The organism is Kitasatospora sp. NPDC057223, assembly GCF_042669755.1.
Classification (GTDB): Bacteria; Actinomycetota; Actinomycetes; order Streptomycetales; family Streptomycetaceae; genus Kitasatospora.
Genome location: NZ_JBHUWW010000051.1, coordinates 1 through 13943 on the forward strand (window position 1 = coordinate 1; position 13943 = coordinate 13943).

The 13943-nt window shown below is 74.0% G+C and carries 18 protein-coding genes; 12 read left to right on the plus strand and 6 right to left on the minus strand.

What is annotated here, in order from left to right:
* Positions 1–27 precede the first annotated feature (27 nt).
* Positions 28–1089, minus strand: coding sequence for an AI-2E family transporter (locus ACFUK0_RS19280; RefSeq protein WP_380251689.1), 1062 nt, complete (start codon positions 1087–1089; stop codon positions 28–30).
* Positions 1090–1649: 560 nt separating this feature from the next.
* On the opposite strand from ACFUK0_RS19280, the gene ACFUK0_RS19285 reads away from it, so the two are divergent.
* Positions 1650–2582, plus strand: coding sequence for a LysR family transcriptional regulator (locus tag ACFUK0_RS19285; RefSeq protein ID WP_380251691.1), 933 nt, complete (start codon positions 1650–1652; stop codon positions 2580–2582).
* A gap of 114 nt (positions 2583–2696) precedes the next feature.
* Positions 2697–2879 (plus strand): 4-oxalocrotonate tautomerase DmpI, encoded by a 183-nt coding sequence (gene dmpI, locus ACFUK0_RS19290; RefSeq protein ID WP_380251693.1) that lies wholly within the window; start codon positions 2697–2699, stop codon positions 2877–2879.
* 40 nt (positions 2880–2919) lie between these two features.
* Here the strand turns inward: dmpI and ACFUK0_RS19295 are convergent, their stop codons facing one another.
* Positions 2920–3657 carry a TetR/AcrR family transcriptional regulator gene (locus ACFUK0_RS19295; protein WP_380251695.1) on the minus strand — a complete coding sequence of 246 codons (738 nt, stop codon included), beginning with the start codon at positions 3655–3657 and terminating at the stop codon, positions 2920–2922.
* Positions 3658–3868: 211 nt separating this feature from the next.
* Here ACFUK0_RS19295 and ACFUK0_RS19300 point away from each other — a divergent pair, with 211 nt between their 5' ends.
* The gene (locus tag ACFUK0_RS19300; RefSeq protein WP_380251697.1) at positions 3869–4798 is read left to right on the plus strand and encodes an NAD-dependent epimerase/dehydratase family protein; all 930 of its coding nucleotides are present in this window, start codon (positions 3869–3871) and stop codon (positions 4796–4798) included.
* A 99-nt stretch (positions 4799–4897) separates the two neighbouring features.
* On the opposite strand, the gene ACFUK0_RS19305 is transcribed toward ACFUK0_RS19300, so the two are convergent.
* Together ACFUK0_RS19305 and ACFUK0_RS19310 are read right to left on the minus strand one after the other, a co-directional pair.
* Complete coding sequence (locus tag ACFUK0_RS19305; RefSeq protein WP_380251699.1) at positions 4898–5326, minus strand: MarR family winged helix-turn-helix transcriptional regulator; 429 nt, start codon at positions 5324–5326, stop codon at positions 4898–4900.
* The gene (locus tag ACFUK0_RS19310) at positions 5326–5742 is read right to left on the minus strand and encodes an SRPBCC family protein (protein WP_380251701.1); all 417 of its coding nucleotides are present in this window, start codon (positions 5740–5742) and stop codon (positions 5326–5328) included. Before ACFUK0_RS19310 ends, ACFUK0_RS19305 begins: the two co-directional genes overlap by 1 nt.
* A gap of 113 nt (positions 5743–5855) precedes the next feature.
* On the opposite strand from ACFUK0_RS19310, the gene ACFUK0_RS19315 reads away from it, so the two are divergent.
* The 3 genes from ACFUK0_RS19315 to ACFUK0_RS19325 all read left to right on the plus strand — a co-directional run bounded on the left by ACFUK0_RS19315 (position 5856) and on the right by ACFUK0_RS19325 (position 7687).
* The gene (locus ACFUK0_RS19315; protein WP_380251702.1) at positions 5856–6215 is read left to right on the plus strand and encodes a DUF6204 family protein; all 360 of its coding nucleotides are present in this window, start codon (positions 5856–5858) and stop codon (positions 6213–6215) included.
* Positions 6216–6277: 62 nt separating this feature from the next.
* Positions 6278–7297, plus strand: a complete 1020-nt coding sequence (locus tag ACFUK0_RS19320; RefSeq protein ID WP_380251704.1) for a LacI family DNA-binding transcriptional regulator — start codon at positions 6278–6280, stop codon at positions 7295–7297.
* Between the two features lie 105 nt (positions 7298–7402).
* The gene (locus ACFUK0_RS19325) at positions 7403–7687 is read left to right on the plus strand and encodes a hypothetical protein (protein ID WP_380251706.1); all 285 of its coding nucleotides are present in this window, start codon (positions 7403–7405) and stop codon (positions 7685–7687) included.
* Between the two features lie 85 nt (positions 7688–7772).
* Here the strand turns inward: ACFUK0_RS19325 and ACFUK0_RS19330 are convergent, their stop codons facing one another.
* Complete coding sequence (locus ACFUK0_RS19330) at positions 7773–8075, minus strand: YkvA family protein (protein WP_380251708.1); 303 nt, start codon at positions 8073–8075, stop codon at positions 7773–7775.
* Positions 8076–8199: 124 nt separating this feature from the next.
* Between ACFUK0_RS19330 and ACFUK0_RS19335 the strand changes: the two genes are divergently transcribed.
* The 3 genes from ACFUK0_RS19335 to ACFUK0_RS19345 all read left to right on the plus strand — a co-directional run bounded on the left by ACFUK0_RS19335 (position 8200) and on the right by ACFUK0_RS19345 (position 10613).
* Positions 8200–8808 (plus strand): GNAT family N-acetyltransferase, encoded by a 609-nt coding sequence (locus ACFUK0_RS19335; RefSeq protein ID WP_380251710.1) that lies wholly within the window; start codon positions 8200–8202, stop codon positions 8806–8808.
* 113 nt (positions 8809–8921) lie between these two features.
* Positions 8922–10154 carry an aromatic acid exporter family protein gene (locus ACFUK0_RS19340; RefSeq protein ID WP_380251712.1) on the plus strand — a complete coding sequence of 411 codons (1233 nt, stop codon included), beginning with the start codon at positions 8922–8924 and terminating at the stop codon, positions 10152–10154.
* A 216-nt stretch (positions 10155–10370) separates the two neighbouring features.
* On the plus strand, positions 10371–10613 hold the full coding sequence (locus ACFUK0_RS19345; protein ID WP_380251714.1) for a chaplin: 243 nt from the start codon (positions 10371–10373) through the stop codon (positions 10611–10613).
* A gap of 56 nt (positions 10614–10669) precedes the next feature.
* Here ACFUK0_RS19345 and ACFUK0_RS19350 read toward each other — a convergent pair whose 3' ends face one another.
* Positions 10670–11443 carry an arylamine N-acetyltransferase gene (locus tag ACFUK0_RS19350; RefSeq protein WP_380251716.1) on the minus strand — a complete coding sequence of 258 codons (774 nt, stop codon included), beginning with the start codon at positions 11441–11443 and terminating at the stop codon, positions 10670–10672.
* Between the two features lie 214 nt (positions 11444–11657).
* Here ACFUK0_RS19350 and ACFUK0_RS19355 point away from each other — a divergent pair, with 214 nt between their 5' ends.
* From ACFUK0_RS19355 to ACFUK0_RS19365, 3 genes are all read left to right on the plus strand, one after another.
* Positions 11658–12587 carry a hypothetical protein gene (locus ACFUK0_RS19355; RefSeq protein WP_380251718.1) on the plus strand — a complete coding sequence of 310 codons (930 nt, stop codon included), beginning with the start codon at positions 11658–11660 and terminating at the stop codon, positions 12585–12587.
* 68 nt (positions 12588–12655) lie between these two features.
* Positions 12656–12874 (plus strand): hypothetical protein, encoded by a 219-nt coding sequence (locus ACFUK0_RS19360; protein WP_380251720.1) that lies wholly within the window; start codon positions 12656–12658, stop codon positions 12872–12874.
* A 266-nt stretch (positions 12875–13140) separates the two neighbouring features.
* Positions 13141–13943 (plus strand): C40 family peptidase (locus ACFUK0_RS19365; RefSeq protein WP_380251721.1); only part of this gene is annotated, 803 nt, incomplete at its 3' end.

Here is a 13943-nt window from a genome sequence, read left to right on the forward strand (position 1 = left end):
CGGTGACACCGCGGCGGCCGGACGGCCTCAGCCGCGCCCGGCCCGGTGGCGGCGCAGCTCGACGGCCACCGCCCAGACCACCGACACCACCGGCACCGACACCACCGCGCCGATCACCCCGGCCAGGATGCCGCCCGCCGTCACCGACAGCGCGACCACCACCGGGTGCAGCCGGACGGCCCAGCTCATCACCAGCGGATGCAGCAGATGCCCCTCGATCTGGCCGATGACCACGATCAGGGCCAGCACGATCAGCGCGGTGACCGGGCCCTTGGCGGCCAGTGCCACGACGGCGGCGATCGCCATCGCCACCGGCGAGCCGATCAGCGGCACCAGCGTGGCGAAGAACTCCAGCACGGTCAGCGGCAGGGCCAGCGGCACCCCGAGCACGGCCAGCGCGATGCCCACCAGGGCGGCGTTCGTGGCCGCGACGATCATGATGCCCCGGGTGTACCCGGCGAAGGTCCGCCAGGCGGCCCGCCCCACCGCGTCCCAGGTCGCCTGCGCACCGGCCGGCAGCTGATGCTCCGCCCAGCGCCACATCCCGTCGCCCGAGTAGATGAAGAAGATCGAGCAGAACAGCGCGAGCGCGGCGCCGGTCACGATCTCCACCACCCGGGTCGCCTCGCCCACGGCGGTGGTCACCAGGGTGGACCGGTGGGAGGACACGAACGAGGTGATCTTCGCCTGAAGGTCCGAGATGCTGTTCGGCTGCAGGTGGAACGGCGCGCCCTCCAGCCAGCGCTCGATCCGGTCGAGGCCGCCTCGGAACTCGTCGCCCAGCCCCGTCCAGTCCCGGGCCACGGTCTCGCCGATGAACGCCAGCAGGCCCGCCAGCAGCAGGAGCGCGCCGAGCACGGAGGCCGCGACGGCGAGGCCGCGGGGCAGCCGGCGGTCCAGCAGGTCCGCGACCGGGCGCAGCACCGCGGTGATCACCAGGGCCACGAACACCGCGATCACCGGGAGCACCAGTTTGCCGAGCAGCACCAGGACGGCGTAGACGACGGCGCCCAGCAGCAGCAGCCGCCAGGCGTACCCGGCCGCCCGCCGCAGCCCGGGGCCGACCCGGTCGCCGTCCGCCGGGGGCACGGACCGGGGCGGCCGCACACGCGGGCGCGGCGGGCGCAGGGGCTTCGACCGCCGGACCAGGCTCCGCCGGGCCTGCGGCTGTGGCTCCATACCGGTGCGCCCTCCCATTCAGCCCCCGCCGTCCGACCCGGGCGCCGCCCGTCCAGGCCGGGGGATCGACCGGCCCGGTGGCCCCGCCGGCCGTCGCAAGGGGTGTGCCCGCTGCCGTGCGGCTCCCGGCCGAGGCTACGTCACGGTGACGATCGATCAGCTGTACGCGGCAGGTGGCGCCGTCCCGTGTCGGCCCCGCCCTCGCGCGTCATGGGGTGACGGGCGGCGCCCTGCCGGGGGAGGGGGCCCGGCGAGTGGCGGAAGATCAACCGTTTGGCACACTCGTGTCCCGTGGCGACAGCGCGCCCACAAAAACGCGGTCCTGCGAGCCCACGGACGCGGTCCTGCGGGCCGCCGGGGGCGACCGGGAACTCCCGACGGTCCGGGAGCCCACCGCGTCCACCGACGAGTGCGCCTCGACACCCGTCGGCCGTTCGAGCAGGCGGCGCGCACGGACAGGGGGAGCGCAGATGGAACTGCGGCAGTTGCGGTACTTCGCCACCGTCGCCGAGGAGTTGCACTTCGGGCGGGCCGCCGAGCGGCTGATGATCGGCCAGCCTGCGGTGAGCCAGCAGATCCGGCGGCTGGAACGGGAGCTGAAGGTCGAGCTGTTCGACCGCGGGCCCCGGCTGGTGCGGCTGACCCCGGCCGGCGCCGCGTTCCTGCCGGCCGCCCGCGCGGTCCTCTCCGCCGAGGACGACGCGCGGGCGGTGGCCGCCGGGCTGGCGAACGGGCCGGCGGGCGGGCTGCGCCTGGGAACCGTCACCGCACTCGGGGAACGGCTCGACGGGCTGCTCGACGTCTTCGAACGGCGTGCCCCCGGGGTGCGGGTCGAGTTGGTCGCCGTGCCCGTGCAGGAGCGGCTGGCCAGGCTGGCGGACGGCCGGATCGACGCGGCGTTCGTCCGCGGGGGCGCTCCGCAGGAGACTCCCGGGCTCGACCGGCACCACCTCTGGGACGACGAACTGGTGGCCGCCGTACCGGCCAGGCATCCGTTGGCGGCCGGCCCGTCGGTGGCACTCGCCGAGCTGGCCGGCCTGCCCCTGCGGATGACCGAGCGGCGCAACCACCCGGCGCTGGTCGACCTCGTCCTGGACGGCTGCCGGCAGGCCGGGTTCGCGCCCCTGCCCGGGCCCGCCTCCGGCACCTTGCAGGACACGCTGGCCGCGATCGGCGCGGGCACCCCGATGTGGACGGTGGTGTACGGCGCGAACGCGCGGATCCTGCGGATCCCCCGGGTCGCCTTCGTCCCGTTCCGCGACCCCGGACTCACGCTCCCGGTCGCGCTGGTGGTCCGTTGCGGGCCCCTCCCGCCCCCGGTGGCGCTGCTCCTGAAGGCCTGCCTGAAAGTGGGCCGTTCGCCCTCCGGCGGGCCGCCGGCCTGCGACGATCAGGATCGGTGATCGCTGCGATCGCGATTCGGGTCTGGGTGCGGGCGGGGCCGGCGCGGTGAACTGGTTCCCGTCGGCAGAGCGCACCGGACCAGCCGGTGCCGGCCACCGAGCGAGGAGCACACCATGCCCATCGTGACCGTCCAGCAGGGCCCCCGCGACATCGCACTCAAGCGCGACCTGGTCGCCCGGATCACCGACGCCTTCGTGGAGGCCTACCGGATCCCGGCCGAGACCGTCCAGGTGTGGATCCACGAAGTCCCGGCGGACAGCTGGGGCGCGGCCGGGAAGCTCGTCGCGGACAAGTGACGGCGGACGGGTGCCGGGCCGGGCGTGCGGCGTCCGCCGCTCAGGCCGGTCCGGCCCGGTCGTCCGGTTGCGGGGCGAGGCCGAGCAGCGCGCCGATCCGGCGGATCTCGTGGTCGAAGAACGCCGCCGGATCCTCGATGACGGCGCTGCGGTGGCCGAAGACCTCGAACGAGACGGCGCCGAAGAGGTACGTCCAGGCCATCAGCCCGCTGACGACGAGATCCTCGGGCACGGCGGGGGGCAGCCGGCCGAGCAGCGGCCGGAGGGCCTGGTGGACGGCAGGGGGTACGGCCGTCTCCCCGGCCGGGAGCTGCCGGGCCCCGGCGGCGAGGTCGGCGAACAGGCCGCCGATCAGGAACGGCACCCGGGTGCCCGGGGGGACGGTGTCGGGCGGCGCCGCGTAGCCGGGTACGGGGGAGCCGTGGATCAGCGCGTACTCGTGCGGGTGGAGCAGGGCCCAGTCGCGGACGGCGTGGCAGATTCCGGCCCAGCGGGTGAGGACGTCCTCCCCGCCCAGGGCGGCGTGCGCGGCCTCGGCGGCGTCGCCCAGGGCGGCGTAGCTGTCGACGATCAGGGCGGTGAGCAGCGCGTCCCGCCCGGGGAAGTAGCGGTAGAGCGCGGACGCGGACCCGAGGCCGAGCTCGCGGGCCACCGCCCGCAGGGAGAGCGCGGCCGCGCCGTGCTCGGCGAGCTGGCCGCGGGCGACCTGCTTGATGTCCCGGGTGAACTCGATTCGGGCCCGCTCCCGTGCGGTGAGGGCCTTCGGGTCGCTGGGCATGGCGTCATCCTGCCATCCGGCGAGAACAGTGGCAACAGAGGAGAACGCTGATCGCAGAGGAGAACACCGACTGCTGACGAGAACGCTGACCTCTCACGAGATCACTGATCGCAAGAGAGAACAGTGTTCTTGACAACTCCGCCCGGCTCCGCCAGTCTCGGCATCGACGAGAACAGTGTTCTCGCCCACTCGACCGTCGCTGGAGGACACCATGACCAAGCACCTGATCGTCGGAGCGGGCCCGGTCGGCACCGCCACCGCCCGGCTTCTCGCCGAACGCGGCGAGGAGACCATCGTGGTGACCCGGTCCGGCACCGCCGCACTCCCCGCCGGGGTACGGGCGGTGCGCCTGGACGCCACCGATGCCGGTGCGCTGAGCGGGCTGGCGGACGGCGCGGCGGTGCTCTACAACTGCGCGAACCCCGCCTACCACCGCTGGACCACGGACTGGCCGCCGCTCGCCGCCGCCCTGCTGACGGCCGCCGAGCGTTCGGGCGCCGTGCTGGCGACGGTCAGCAACCTGTACGGGTACGGCGCGGTCGACGCGCCGATGACCGAGAGCACTGCGTTGAACCCGAACTCCGTGAAGGGGCAGGTCCGCGTCCGGATGTGGCTCGACGCGCTCGCCCTGCACGGGGCGGGCCGGATCCGGGCCACCGAGGTCCGCAGCGCCGACTACGTCGGACCGGGAGCCCAGAGCCACCTCGGGGACCGGGTCGTCCCGCGCCTGCTCGCGGGAAAGGGCGTCCAGGTCCTGGGCAGCCCCGACACCGTCCACAGCTGGACGTACACCGAGGACGTCGCCCGGCTCCTGGTCGCCGTCGGCGGGGACGAGCGCGCCTGGGGCCGGCCGTGGCACGTGCCGAGCAACGCCCCGCGCACCCAGCGCGAGGCGGTCGGCGACCTGGCCCGGGTGGCCGGCGTCGATCCCGTCAAGGTGTCGCGGATCCCCGGCGCCGTCCTGACGGTGCTCGGCTGGACGAACCCGGTGATCCGCGAAGTACGCGAAACGGCCTACCAGTTGGAGCAGCCGTTCATCATCGACGCCGGCGCCGCCGAGCAGGCCTTCGCGCTCGCCCCGACCCCCTGGGACGACGTGCTCGCGGCCACCGTGGCCTCGTTCCGCCCGGGCCGCGGATAGGCCGGGCCCGGACCGGCCAGGCCCGGACAGGCAGGCCCGAACGGCCGGGGCCCCGAATGGGCAGGGCCTCGGACGGGCCGGGCGCAACGGGGCGAGGGTTCAGGCCTCGGGGTGGGCCAGCCGTCCGAGCAGGGCCACCGCGTCGGCCACCGGCACGGACCGGAAGAACTCCGTGTCGGCCTGCTCGACGGCGGCCACCGCGCGGGGGGCCAGTTCGGCGCCGGCCGCCGTGACGCGCAGCCGCTTGGCGCGGGTGTCGGCCGGGTCGACCTCCCGCTCGACGAGCCCCTTGGCCTCCAGGGTGCGCAGCACCTGCGAGGTCATCTTGACGTCGGTGCCGGCCTGCCGGGCGACGGCCAACTGGTTCGGGTGCTCGCCCTGGCCGTTGAGCCACCAGGTGCAGGCGAGCAGTACGAACTGCACATGGGTGAGGTCGAGCGGGGCCAGTGCCGAGGCGACCGCCCGCTGCCAGCGCAGCTTGGCGTGCCACAGCAGGAAGCCCGGGCTCTCGCCCGGGGCGAGGGCCATCAGCCCTGCGCCAGCCGGGCCAGGGCGGCCATCGTGTCCGGCCAGTCGGCGGTGATGGCGGGGCCGATCTGCGGTCCGGCCTGGTCGGAGCCCTCGCCGGTGATCTCCATCCGGTAGACCACCCGGATCCGCGCCTGGCCGACCGGCTCGATCCGGTGGGTGGTGCGCAGGACGAGACTGTCGAAACGGGCTTCGTCGACGAAGAGTTCGCCCTCGACCGCCTCGGCGATGCGCAGCAGTACCGGGTCGTCCCCGGGCGGGGTCATGGTGATCTGCGAGCCCGCCGCGAACGGGCCGTCGATCTCGATCTTCTCGATCCCGGCGTTCCAGGCGGCCCAGTTGTCGACGTCGGCCCAGAGCCGCCAGACCGCCTCGGGGGTGGCGGTGGTCTCGATGCTGTGCTGGTACTCCCACATGGCGTGCTCTCCTCGGCTAGATGCTCTTCCCATAGATTATCTCTGCGAAGACTATCTGTCGAGCGCGGAATAATCCCTCCGCGATCCGGCGGGGCCGCCGCTAGGGTCGCGGGATGAGCACTCGCACGTTCCGCGTCACCGTCCGCGGCCTCTTCGACGGCCTCAGCGCCGAGCAGCACGCCGAACTCACCGCCCGCGCCGCCGAGCACGACATCCTGACCGCCTCCTTCACCCCGGAGGGCCACCTCAGCTACGACCTCGCCGCCCGCCTCTCCTTCACCTTCCGCTTCGCGGACTCCGGGGAGGCGGAGGAAAACATCCTGGCGGCCACCGCGCGCGCCGAGGCCGCGGCGCGCGCCTGGCTCGCCGAGCGCGGGTACCCGTACAAGAACCTCAAGTCCCAGGCGGAGGACCGCTCGTCGGCGCCGCTCGGCAAGCGGCAGCGCCGCGAGGCGGCCCGGCAGGGCGGCTGACCGGCGCCGCCGGGACGGACCCCCGCGCCGGGCGTGCGCCCCCGGTCCCTATGCTCCGACATATGACGACCCACTACGGCGCCCGGCCCACGATGAAGGATGTCGCCGCCCGTGCGGGCGTCGGCCTCAAGACCGTCTCCCGTGTCGTCAACGGCGGGGCCGGAGTGACCCCCGGGACGGCCGCCCGGGTGGCCGCGGCGATCGGCGAGCTCGGGTTCCGCCGCAACGAGGGTGCCCGCATGGTCCGGACGGGCCGTGGCGGCGGGGTCGCTCTGCTGCTGGAGGATCTCGCCGACCCCTTCTCGGCCACCCTCGGCCGCGCCGTGGAGGACGTCGCACGCCGGCACGGCTCGCTGCTGTTCAGCGGCTCCAGCTCGGCCGACCCGGCGTTGGAGCGCGAACTCGCCCTCGCCTTCTGCGCCCGCCGGGTGGACGGCCTGGTGGTCGTCCCGGCCGGCGACGACCACCGGTACCTGCTGCCCGAACTCGCGGTCGGCATCCCGGCGGTGTTCGTCGACCGCCCCGCGCGGCGGATCGAGGCGGACGCCGTGCTCAGCGACAACGCGGGCGGCGCCCGCGAGGCCGTCGAGCACCTCATCCGGCACGGCCACCGCCGGATCGGCTTCCTCGGGGACCGGCCGCACATCCACACCACGACCGAGCGGTTGCGCGGCTACCGCGAGGCGATGGCCGTCGCCGGGTTGCCCGTGGACGAGGCGTGGGTGGTCACCGGGCCGACCGACGCCGCGACCGTCACGGCCGAGGTCGACCGGCTGACCTCGGGCGCCGCGCCGGTGACCGCCCTGTTCGCGGGCAACAACCGGATCACCTTCGGTGCGCTCCAGCGCCTGCCCGCCCTGGTCGCGCGCCCGGCCCTGGTGGGATTCGACGACCTCGAACTCGCGCCGCTGCTCACCCCGGGTCTCACCGTGGTCGCGCAGGATCCGGCCGGCCTCGGCCGGGAGGCCGCCGAGCTGCTCTTCCGCCGGCTGGACGGCTACGACGGACCGCCGCAGCGGGTCGTGCTCCCCACCAGGCTCATTTCGCGGGGCTCCGGGGAGAGCGCTCCCGCTATCCGCTGACGGGGGCCGTGACCGCCGGAGGTCGCACACGGACCACAGGGTTGGCGGGACGCCACGAGGGCATTCGCCCACCAGTGGCAATTCGGCGCGCACCGAGGGGGTCAAGTGACGACAGAACTGAACGGCAACTCCGTGGCGGACGAACTGCGGGGCCGGGCAGGTGCGTTCGTGAACCATCACGTCGACCTGTGGGTCACGGTGGAGGACGACGGCACCCTGCTGCTCGGCGGCGCCGACCCGGCGGCCCTGTTCCGGGCGGCCGCCGACTGGCTGACCGGCGGCCCCGCGTACACGGTCGCCGACGTCGAATGGGAGCGCGGCAGCGGTGAACCCGCGCTCACGCTGCGCCTGCGGCTGCTGCCGCCGCCGGGCCAGGCGGCGAACGGATAACGGCGGGCGGCGGCCGGGGGAGCGTTCCCCCGGCCGCCGCGGTGTCTGCCGTCCTGCCTCGTGCCGTCCCGGGCCGAGGGCGCCGCTAGGCCTCCGGGCGGCCCGGGCCGACGGCGCCGACCCTGACGGCGGCCTTGTGCAGCGAGCGCAGGGCCAGCAGCAGGAAGCCGATGTCGTCCAGCAGGACGGGATCGGGCAGCAGGTCGACCGGGCTGACCAGGTAGGCGATGGCAGCCCAGAACATCACCTTGTTGGACATCGGGATGTTCGACGCGCCGAGCAGGCGCCGGGCCCGGACCAGCTTGATCGTCAGCCGCACCGCCACCACCACGGTGGCGACGACCGCGATCGCGACCACCGACCACCAGAACCACTCGGTCGCGTCCATCCGCCCCTCCTCCGCTGCGGCCCGCCGGCGGGCCCTCGTCGTCCCAGTGTGCCCGCTCGGCGGCGGATCATGGGCCCCCGCGGGGGACCGGTCGGGAGCCGGGCCGGGCGGTTAGGCTGGCGCCGTGACCACTCCGTACACGCCCGTACCCGCGCGGGTCGCCTCGGCCGCCGACGTCGACGCGATCGTCGCCACCATGACCACCGCCTTCTTCGACGACCCGCTGTGGGGCCCCGCCTTCCCCGACGCCGGGCGGCGCGCGGAGCAGGCGGCGGCGCTGTGGCGGCTGTGCGTGACGTCCGCGCTGCGGTTCCCGTGGATGCTGGTGACCGAGCACGTGGAGTCGGCCGCCCTGTGGATCCCGCCGGGCGAGCACGAGCTGACCGCCGAGGAGGAGGGCGGCCTGGAGGACTTCCTGGTCGGCCTCACCGGCCGGGAGGCGGCCGACGGAATCCTGGCCGTCTTCGAACGGCTGGACGCGGTGCACCCGAGCGAGCCGCACTTCTACCTCAGCCTGCTGGCGACGCACGACGACCACCGCGGCCGCGGCCTGGGGATGGGCCTGCTCGCCGAGAACCTGGCCCGGATCGACGCGGTCGGCGCCCCGGCCTACCTGGAGTCGTGCAACCCGGTGAACAACCGGCGCTACGAGCGCGCCGGGTTCCTCGCCCGCGACACCGTCACCCTCGGAGGCCGTCCCGTGACCACCATGTGGCGCCCGGCCCGCGGGTGATCGTCGGGGCCCGGTGACCGCCGGAGCCCGGTGACGGTGGTGGTCCGGTGATCGTCCTGGTGAGGATTGCGCGCTGAGCGGTGCAATCCCCGGTGACTGGGAACAAGGTAGGAATGTCCGGTGAAAGCAATGGAGTGACCGATGCCCTGAGGCGCCGCCTCAAGGACCCAGTCGTGGCCCTGACGATCCGTGCGACGGTGGCGGCGACCATCGCCTACGCGGTCGCCGTGCAGCTGAGCAGTGAGCCGGCGCCGCTGACCGCGCCGCTCACCGCCCTGCTGGTCGTGCAGGTCACCGTCTACTCCACGCTGAAGACGAGTATCCGCCGGGTCAACTCGGTGGTGGTCGGGGTGCTGATCGCGATCGGGTTCAGCTCCCTGATGGGCCTCTCCTGGTGGAGTCTGGGCCTGATCATCCTGGCGTCCCTGACGATCGGCCAGTTCGTCCGGGTGGACGAGTTCGTCAACGAGGTGGCGATCAGCGCGATGCTGGTCCTCGGGGTGACCCGGCTGGCGTCGCAGGCCTGGGACCGCGTCCTGGAGACCCTGATCGGGGCCGTGGTCGGCCTGCTCTTCAACCTGGTGTTCGCCGCTCCGGTGTGGGTGGACACGGCGGGCGAGTCCATCGAGGACCTCGCCCGCCGGGCCCGCCACCTGCTGGTGCGGATCGGGGAGGAGCTGGGCAACGGGACCGTCCCGTTCGAGCGTGCCGTCGCCCGGCTGCACGAGGCGCGCGAACTCGACCAGGCCATCGCCGACGTCGACGCGGCACTCCGCCAGGCGGAGGACAGTCTGCGCCTCAACCCGAGGGTCGCGGAGGGCCTGCTCTCCCGGCTGGTGCTGCGGACGGGGCTGGACACGCTGGAGATCTGCGTCGTCGTGGTGCGCGTCCTGGCCCGTTCGCTGACCGACCTGGCCAAGAACCGCCAGGACGACGAGGAGCTGTTCCCGCACGACGTGGCGGTGGCGCTGGAGGAACTGCTCGGCCATGTCGGCGGAGCCCTGGTCAGCTTCGCCGTCCTGGTCACCACGCAGGTCAGCCGCAACGCCGAGGAGGCCGAGGACCGCCTCACGGCCGAGCTGTCCGCCGCCTGGGTGAGCCGTGACAACGTCGCGCACAAGCTGCTGGCGCGCGTTCAGGAGCACCCCAGGGCGTGGCAGCTGCACGGCTCCCTGCTGGCCGAGATCGACCGCATCCTGGACGAGCTGGATCTCGAACACCGCTCGCGGCGCCTGATGGAGGAGCTGGACCGCGCCTCGGTGGCGAACCGGGAGAGGTTCACCCCGCTCGGCCGGCTCCGGCGCTTCGTCCGGGGTGACCGCTCCGCCCGGGGCCGCGAGGCGTGACACCGCGCCGGGAGGCGTGACACCGGACCGGCCGGGGCGCACCGATGGCCCAGCCGGGGCCCCGGCGGGCACCCGGGCGGGTGAACGTACGGTGCGCCCGCCTGGCGCCCGGCGGCTGATGTGCCAACAGTGGTTGCGAGGTCGCCCCGGCCGTTCCGACGGCGGGCGGTGATCCGCTCACGACCAGGCACCACCCCCTCAGGAATGGAGAAGACCATGAAGGACATCCGCAGGGCTCTCGTGCTCGCCGGGGCCGCGGCCGCGATGGTGCTCGGTTCGGCCGGCGTGGCGAGTGCCTCGGCGGAGGCCGAAGGCGTGGCGTTCGGTTCGCCGGGCGTCCTCTCCGGCAACGTCATCCAGGTCCCGATCCACATCCCGATCAACGCCTGCGGCAACAGCCTCAACCTGATCGGCGCGCTCAACCCGGCCTTCGGCAACACCTGCCTCAACGCGGGCTGACCCTCCGCGAGGCCGTGCGAGGCGGTCGGGGCCGGGTGCACCGGCCCCGGCCGCCTTCACGTCCGCCGGGCGCCCCGTACCTCGGGCAGCCGGTCCAGCGGCAGTCCGAAGTGCTCCCGGTAGGCGTCGAGCGCCTGCGCCGCGCTGAGTTCGCGCTCCTCCCGTCCGCCGCCCGCGGTGCGGATCAGCCGGGTGCCGCTGAGCGTGACCCGGCCGTCGTCGGTGAGCCGCGAGCAGGTCAGCCCCTTGGCGAAGTGCGAGTCCGGCGAGGTGCTCTGCCACCAGCAGGTCGGGACGAAGTCGGCCAGCTCGTACGGGCGTCGTTCCAGCCGGTACTGCGGCCGGCCGTCCAGCAGGACGTCGAGGTCGCCGCCGTGCTCCCGGAGACGGAACACCCCGCCGGGGTCGTGCTGGTCACCCGGCTCGTCCAGCCGCAGCGGCTGCTCGCTGAACCGTCCGAACCCGACGTCCACCAGCCACGGCCCGTCCAGGTCGACCCGCAGCGCCAGGTGGTCGAGCGGAGGCCCGGCCGTCTCCCCGTCGAACACCCGGGCGGAGAGCAGGGTCACCCGGAAGCCGAGCGCGGTGAGCAACGCGGCGAACGCGCCGTTGAGTTCGTAGCAGAAGCCGCCCCGCCGCCGCGCGACCAGTTTGTCGAGCAGCGCGTCCTCGGTGAGGACGACCGGCTCGCCGAGGTGGACGGAGAGGTTCTCGAACGGGACGGTCCGCAGGTGTGCACCTTGCAGGACCCGCAGCGCGGCGAGGTCGGGCCGCTCCGGGCGCGCCGCGCCGATCCGCGCCAGATAGGCGTCCACCTGTGACTCGTCCACGGCCGGCTCCGGTTCGCTCGGGTACCCCTCCGGGCGGCGGTCCGCCGCCGCACCGCTGTCAGCCGGCCCGCACCCCCTGCGGGAGCCGGAACAGCCCGTCCGGATCGTACCCGCGCTCCACCGGGAGCGGGCCACGGGAGCGGGCCACGGGAGCGCCGACCGCCCCCCGCACGCGCCCTGTCGCGGGTGCGCCGCGGGTTCTACGCTGCTCGGCATGGCATTGTTCCGACGGTCCGGCCGTCCCTCCCAAGTCCCTTCCTGGTGTGCCTGGTTCAGCCCGGCGGAGTGGCAGGCCTTCAGCGAGGCCGTCACGGCGTTCGTGCAGGACAGCGGGAGCGAGCCGGTGGAGATCGGCCCCGAGCAGACCATCCGGCTGGGCAGCACCGAGGGCATCCGGTACCCGGTGGACCTGGCCACCCTGGCGGCCCGGGAGCACCGGCTGCCCCGTAAGCAGTGGCGCGCGGACGTCGCACGGTATCTGGCCCTGCACCGCGACGCCGCCGCCCAGTGGCAGCGGCTGAGCCGGGCCGACTTCGCCGAGGCGCGCTCCCTGCTGATGCCCAAGATCTTCCGCGCCGACGCCCTCCCCGACGAGGAAAGCGTCACCAGGGAGGTCGGCCACGAGCTGGCCGCCGCGGCCGTGCTCCGGATGAACGGCGGCGTCTACCTCCCCACCCGGGAGCAGATCGGGCGCTGGGGCGTCTCCGAGGACGAGCTGTGGAACACCGCGCTGCGCAACCTGGGTGTCGAGGCGTGCGAGACCGAGCGCGGCGGCAGCGGCGCCAGCCCTTCGGTGGTCGTCACCGGGCCGGGCGAGTTCGGCTCCGCCCAGGTGCTGCGCGCGGCGGAACTGCTCGGGCACCCGGCTCCGCACGGGTTCCTGGCGGCCACGCCGAGCGAGGACACCGTCGTGCTGGTGGTCATCGACGGCCCGGGGCTGCACACGTCAGCCGCGGCCATGGAGATGTACGGACGGCAGCTGTGGGAGCAGAGCGAGCCGCAGCTGAGGCTCAGCCCGGGCGTGCTCTGGGTGCACGAGGGGCGGATCGAGTCCGTCGGGGTCGAACTGCCCGCGAAGGACGGTTCGCGGCCCGGCGTCATCACCGGCTCGCAGCGGTTCGTCGACCTGCTGGAGAGCTTCTGACGGATGCCGCCCGGCGCACCCGGGGCGCCTGTGACGGGACGGCGACAACGGCCTGTCACACTGTGCGCATGACCCCCGACCGTCGCAGCCTCGGGCTGCCCGCATTCTCCGAACCCGCCACCGACGTCCCCACCCGGGTCGACGGTCGCAGCCTGCCCGTCGAGAAGCTCGAACAAGGGGCGGACTTCCGCCAGCCGCCCGGTGAGGACATCCCGGTGCCGCGCTCCGCCCCCCGGCCGCTCGCCGTCGGCGGGCTCACCTTCTCGGACCCCGACCGCCAGATCTGACACCAGGGCCGCGCTCCCCGCCGACGACGGGGACCGCGGCCCTCGGCATGTCCTGGGGCGTGGCCGCCCGCCTGCTCGCCCTTCCTTCGGCCCGTCAGCCCGCTCCCACGGCTCCGGGCCCGGCGGCGGTCGGGTGCGGGTCTTCGGGTGGCCACCGGGAATTTCCCTCCCGGGCCTATCGGCGCGGACCCGGCGGTGCTTGAATGTCCGCCATCAACTTCGGCTCCCCCGTTGCCACTTACGGCACAAGAGTAGAGGACGCCCCTGTGACTACGCGCGTAGAAATGCTGCCGCGCCGGGCCGTACCCGCCCTGCGCTACGCCGCCCTGCTGGCCATGCTGGCCTCCCTCCTGGTCTTCTTCTCGGGTGCCCCGCAGGCCCACGCGGCGCCCGCCTGCGCCGTCCTGTCCTCCGGCGCGGCCCCGCAGGCCAACGCGGCCGTGAACGCCGCCTGCGGGCTGATCGGCACGCCGTACTCCTGGGGCGGCGGCCACGGCGGACAGCCCGGTCTCTCCTACGGGATCTGCGACGCGTCCAACGGCGCGCCGAACGACTGCCACGTCCGCGGCCTGGACTGCTCCGGGATGGTCCGCTACGCCTACTACCTCGCGGTCGGCGCCGACGTGATCAACGGCGTGACCACCACCCAGTGGCCCTCCTCCCGCGCCGTCGCCAGGTTCTACCGGGGGGACGGCACGGGCCCGCTGCTCCCCGGCGACCTGGTGTTCTTCGGGAACACCGCCTCCACCATCCATCACGTGGCGATGTACCTGGGCCAGGGCTACATCGCCGAGGCGCCGTACTCCGGCGGCTACGTGCAGGTGTCGGCGCTCTCCTCGCACGGCGACTACTACGGCGCCATCCGGCTCTACGGCCCCGGCGGCGGCTCCACCACCCCGCCGCCGAGCAGCGGCCAGTACTGGGTGGACACCTTCGCGACGGCGGCGGTGTACGGCTCGCCGACGAGCACGACGAGTACGGGGACGCTGTACCAGGGGACGAACTACGTGTTCTGCAAGGCCTGGGGCCGGGAGATCGCGAGTGGCGGGAGCTTCAACCACTGGTGGCC

What these genes read in the sequence shown, in the direction of transcription:
- ACFUK0_RS19285 (WP_380251691.1), top strand. Translation starts at nt 1,650, where the DNA reads ATGGAACTGCGGCAGTTGCGGTACTTCGCCACCGTCGCCGAGGAGTTG.
- dmpI (WP_380251693.1), top strand. Translation starts at nt 2,697, where the DNA reads ATGCCCATCGTGACCGTCCAGCAGGGCCCCCGCGACATCGCACTCAAG.
- ACFUK0_RS19295 (WP_380251695.1), bottom strand. Translation starts at nt 3,657, where the DNA reads ATGCCCAGCGACCCGAAGGCCCTCACCGCACGGGAGCGGGCCCGAATC.
- ACFUK0_RS19300 (WP_380251697.1), top strand. Translation starts at nt 3,869, where the DNA reads ATGACCAAGCACCTGATCGTCGGAGCGGGCCCGGTCGGCACCGCCACC.
- ACFUK0_RS19305 (WP_380251699.1), bottom strand. Translation starts at nt 5,326, where the DNA reads ATGGCCCTCGCCCCGGGCGAGAGCCCGGGCTTCCTGCTGTGGCACGCC.
- ACFUK0_RS19310 (WP_380251701.1), bottom strand. Translation starts at nt 5,742, where the DNA reads ATGTGGGAGTACCAGCACAGCATCGAGACCACCGCCACCCCCGAGGCG.
- ACFUK0_RS19315 (WP_380251702.1), top strand. Translation starts at nt 5,856, where the DNA reads ATGAGCACTCGCACGTTCCGCGTCACCGTCCGCGGCCTCTTCGACGGC.
- ACFUK0_RS19320 (WP_380251704.1), top strand. Translation starts at nt 6,278, where the DNA reads ATGACGACCCACTACGGCGCCCGGCCCACGATGAAGGATGTCGCCGCC.
- ACFUK0_RS19330 (WP_380251708.1), bottom strand. Translation starts at nt 8,075, where the DNA reads ATGGACGCGACCGAGTGGTTCTGGTGGTCGGTGGTCGCGATCGCGGTC.
- ACFUK0_RS19340 (WP_380251712.1), top strand. Translation starts at nt 8,922, where the DNA reads ATGTCCGGTGAAAGCAATGGAGTGACCGATGCCCTGAGGCGCCGCCTC.
- ACFUK0_RS19345 (WP_380251714.1), top strand. Translation starts at nt 10,371, where the DNA reads ATGAAGGACATCCGCAGGGCTCTCGTGCTCGCCGGGGCCGCGGCCGCG.
- ACFUK0_RS19355 (WP_380251718.1), top strand. Translation starts at nt 11,658, where the DNA reads ATGGCATTGTTCCGACGGTCCGGCCGTCCCTCCCAAGTCCCTTCCTGG.
- ACFUK0_RS19360 (WP_380251720.1), top strand. Translation starts at nt 12,656, where the DNA reads ATGACCCCCGACCGTCGCAGCCTCGGGCTGCCCGCATTCTCCGAACCC.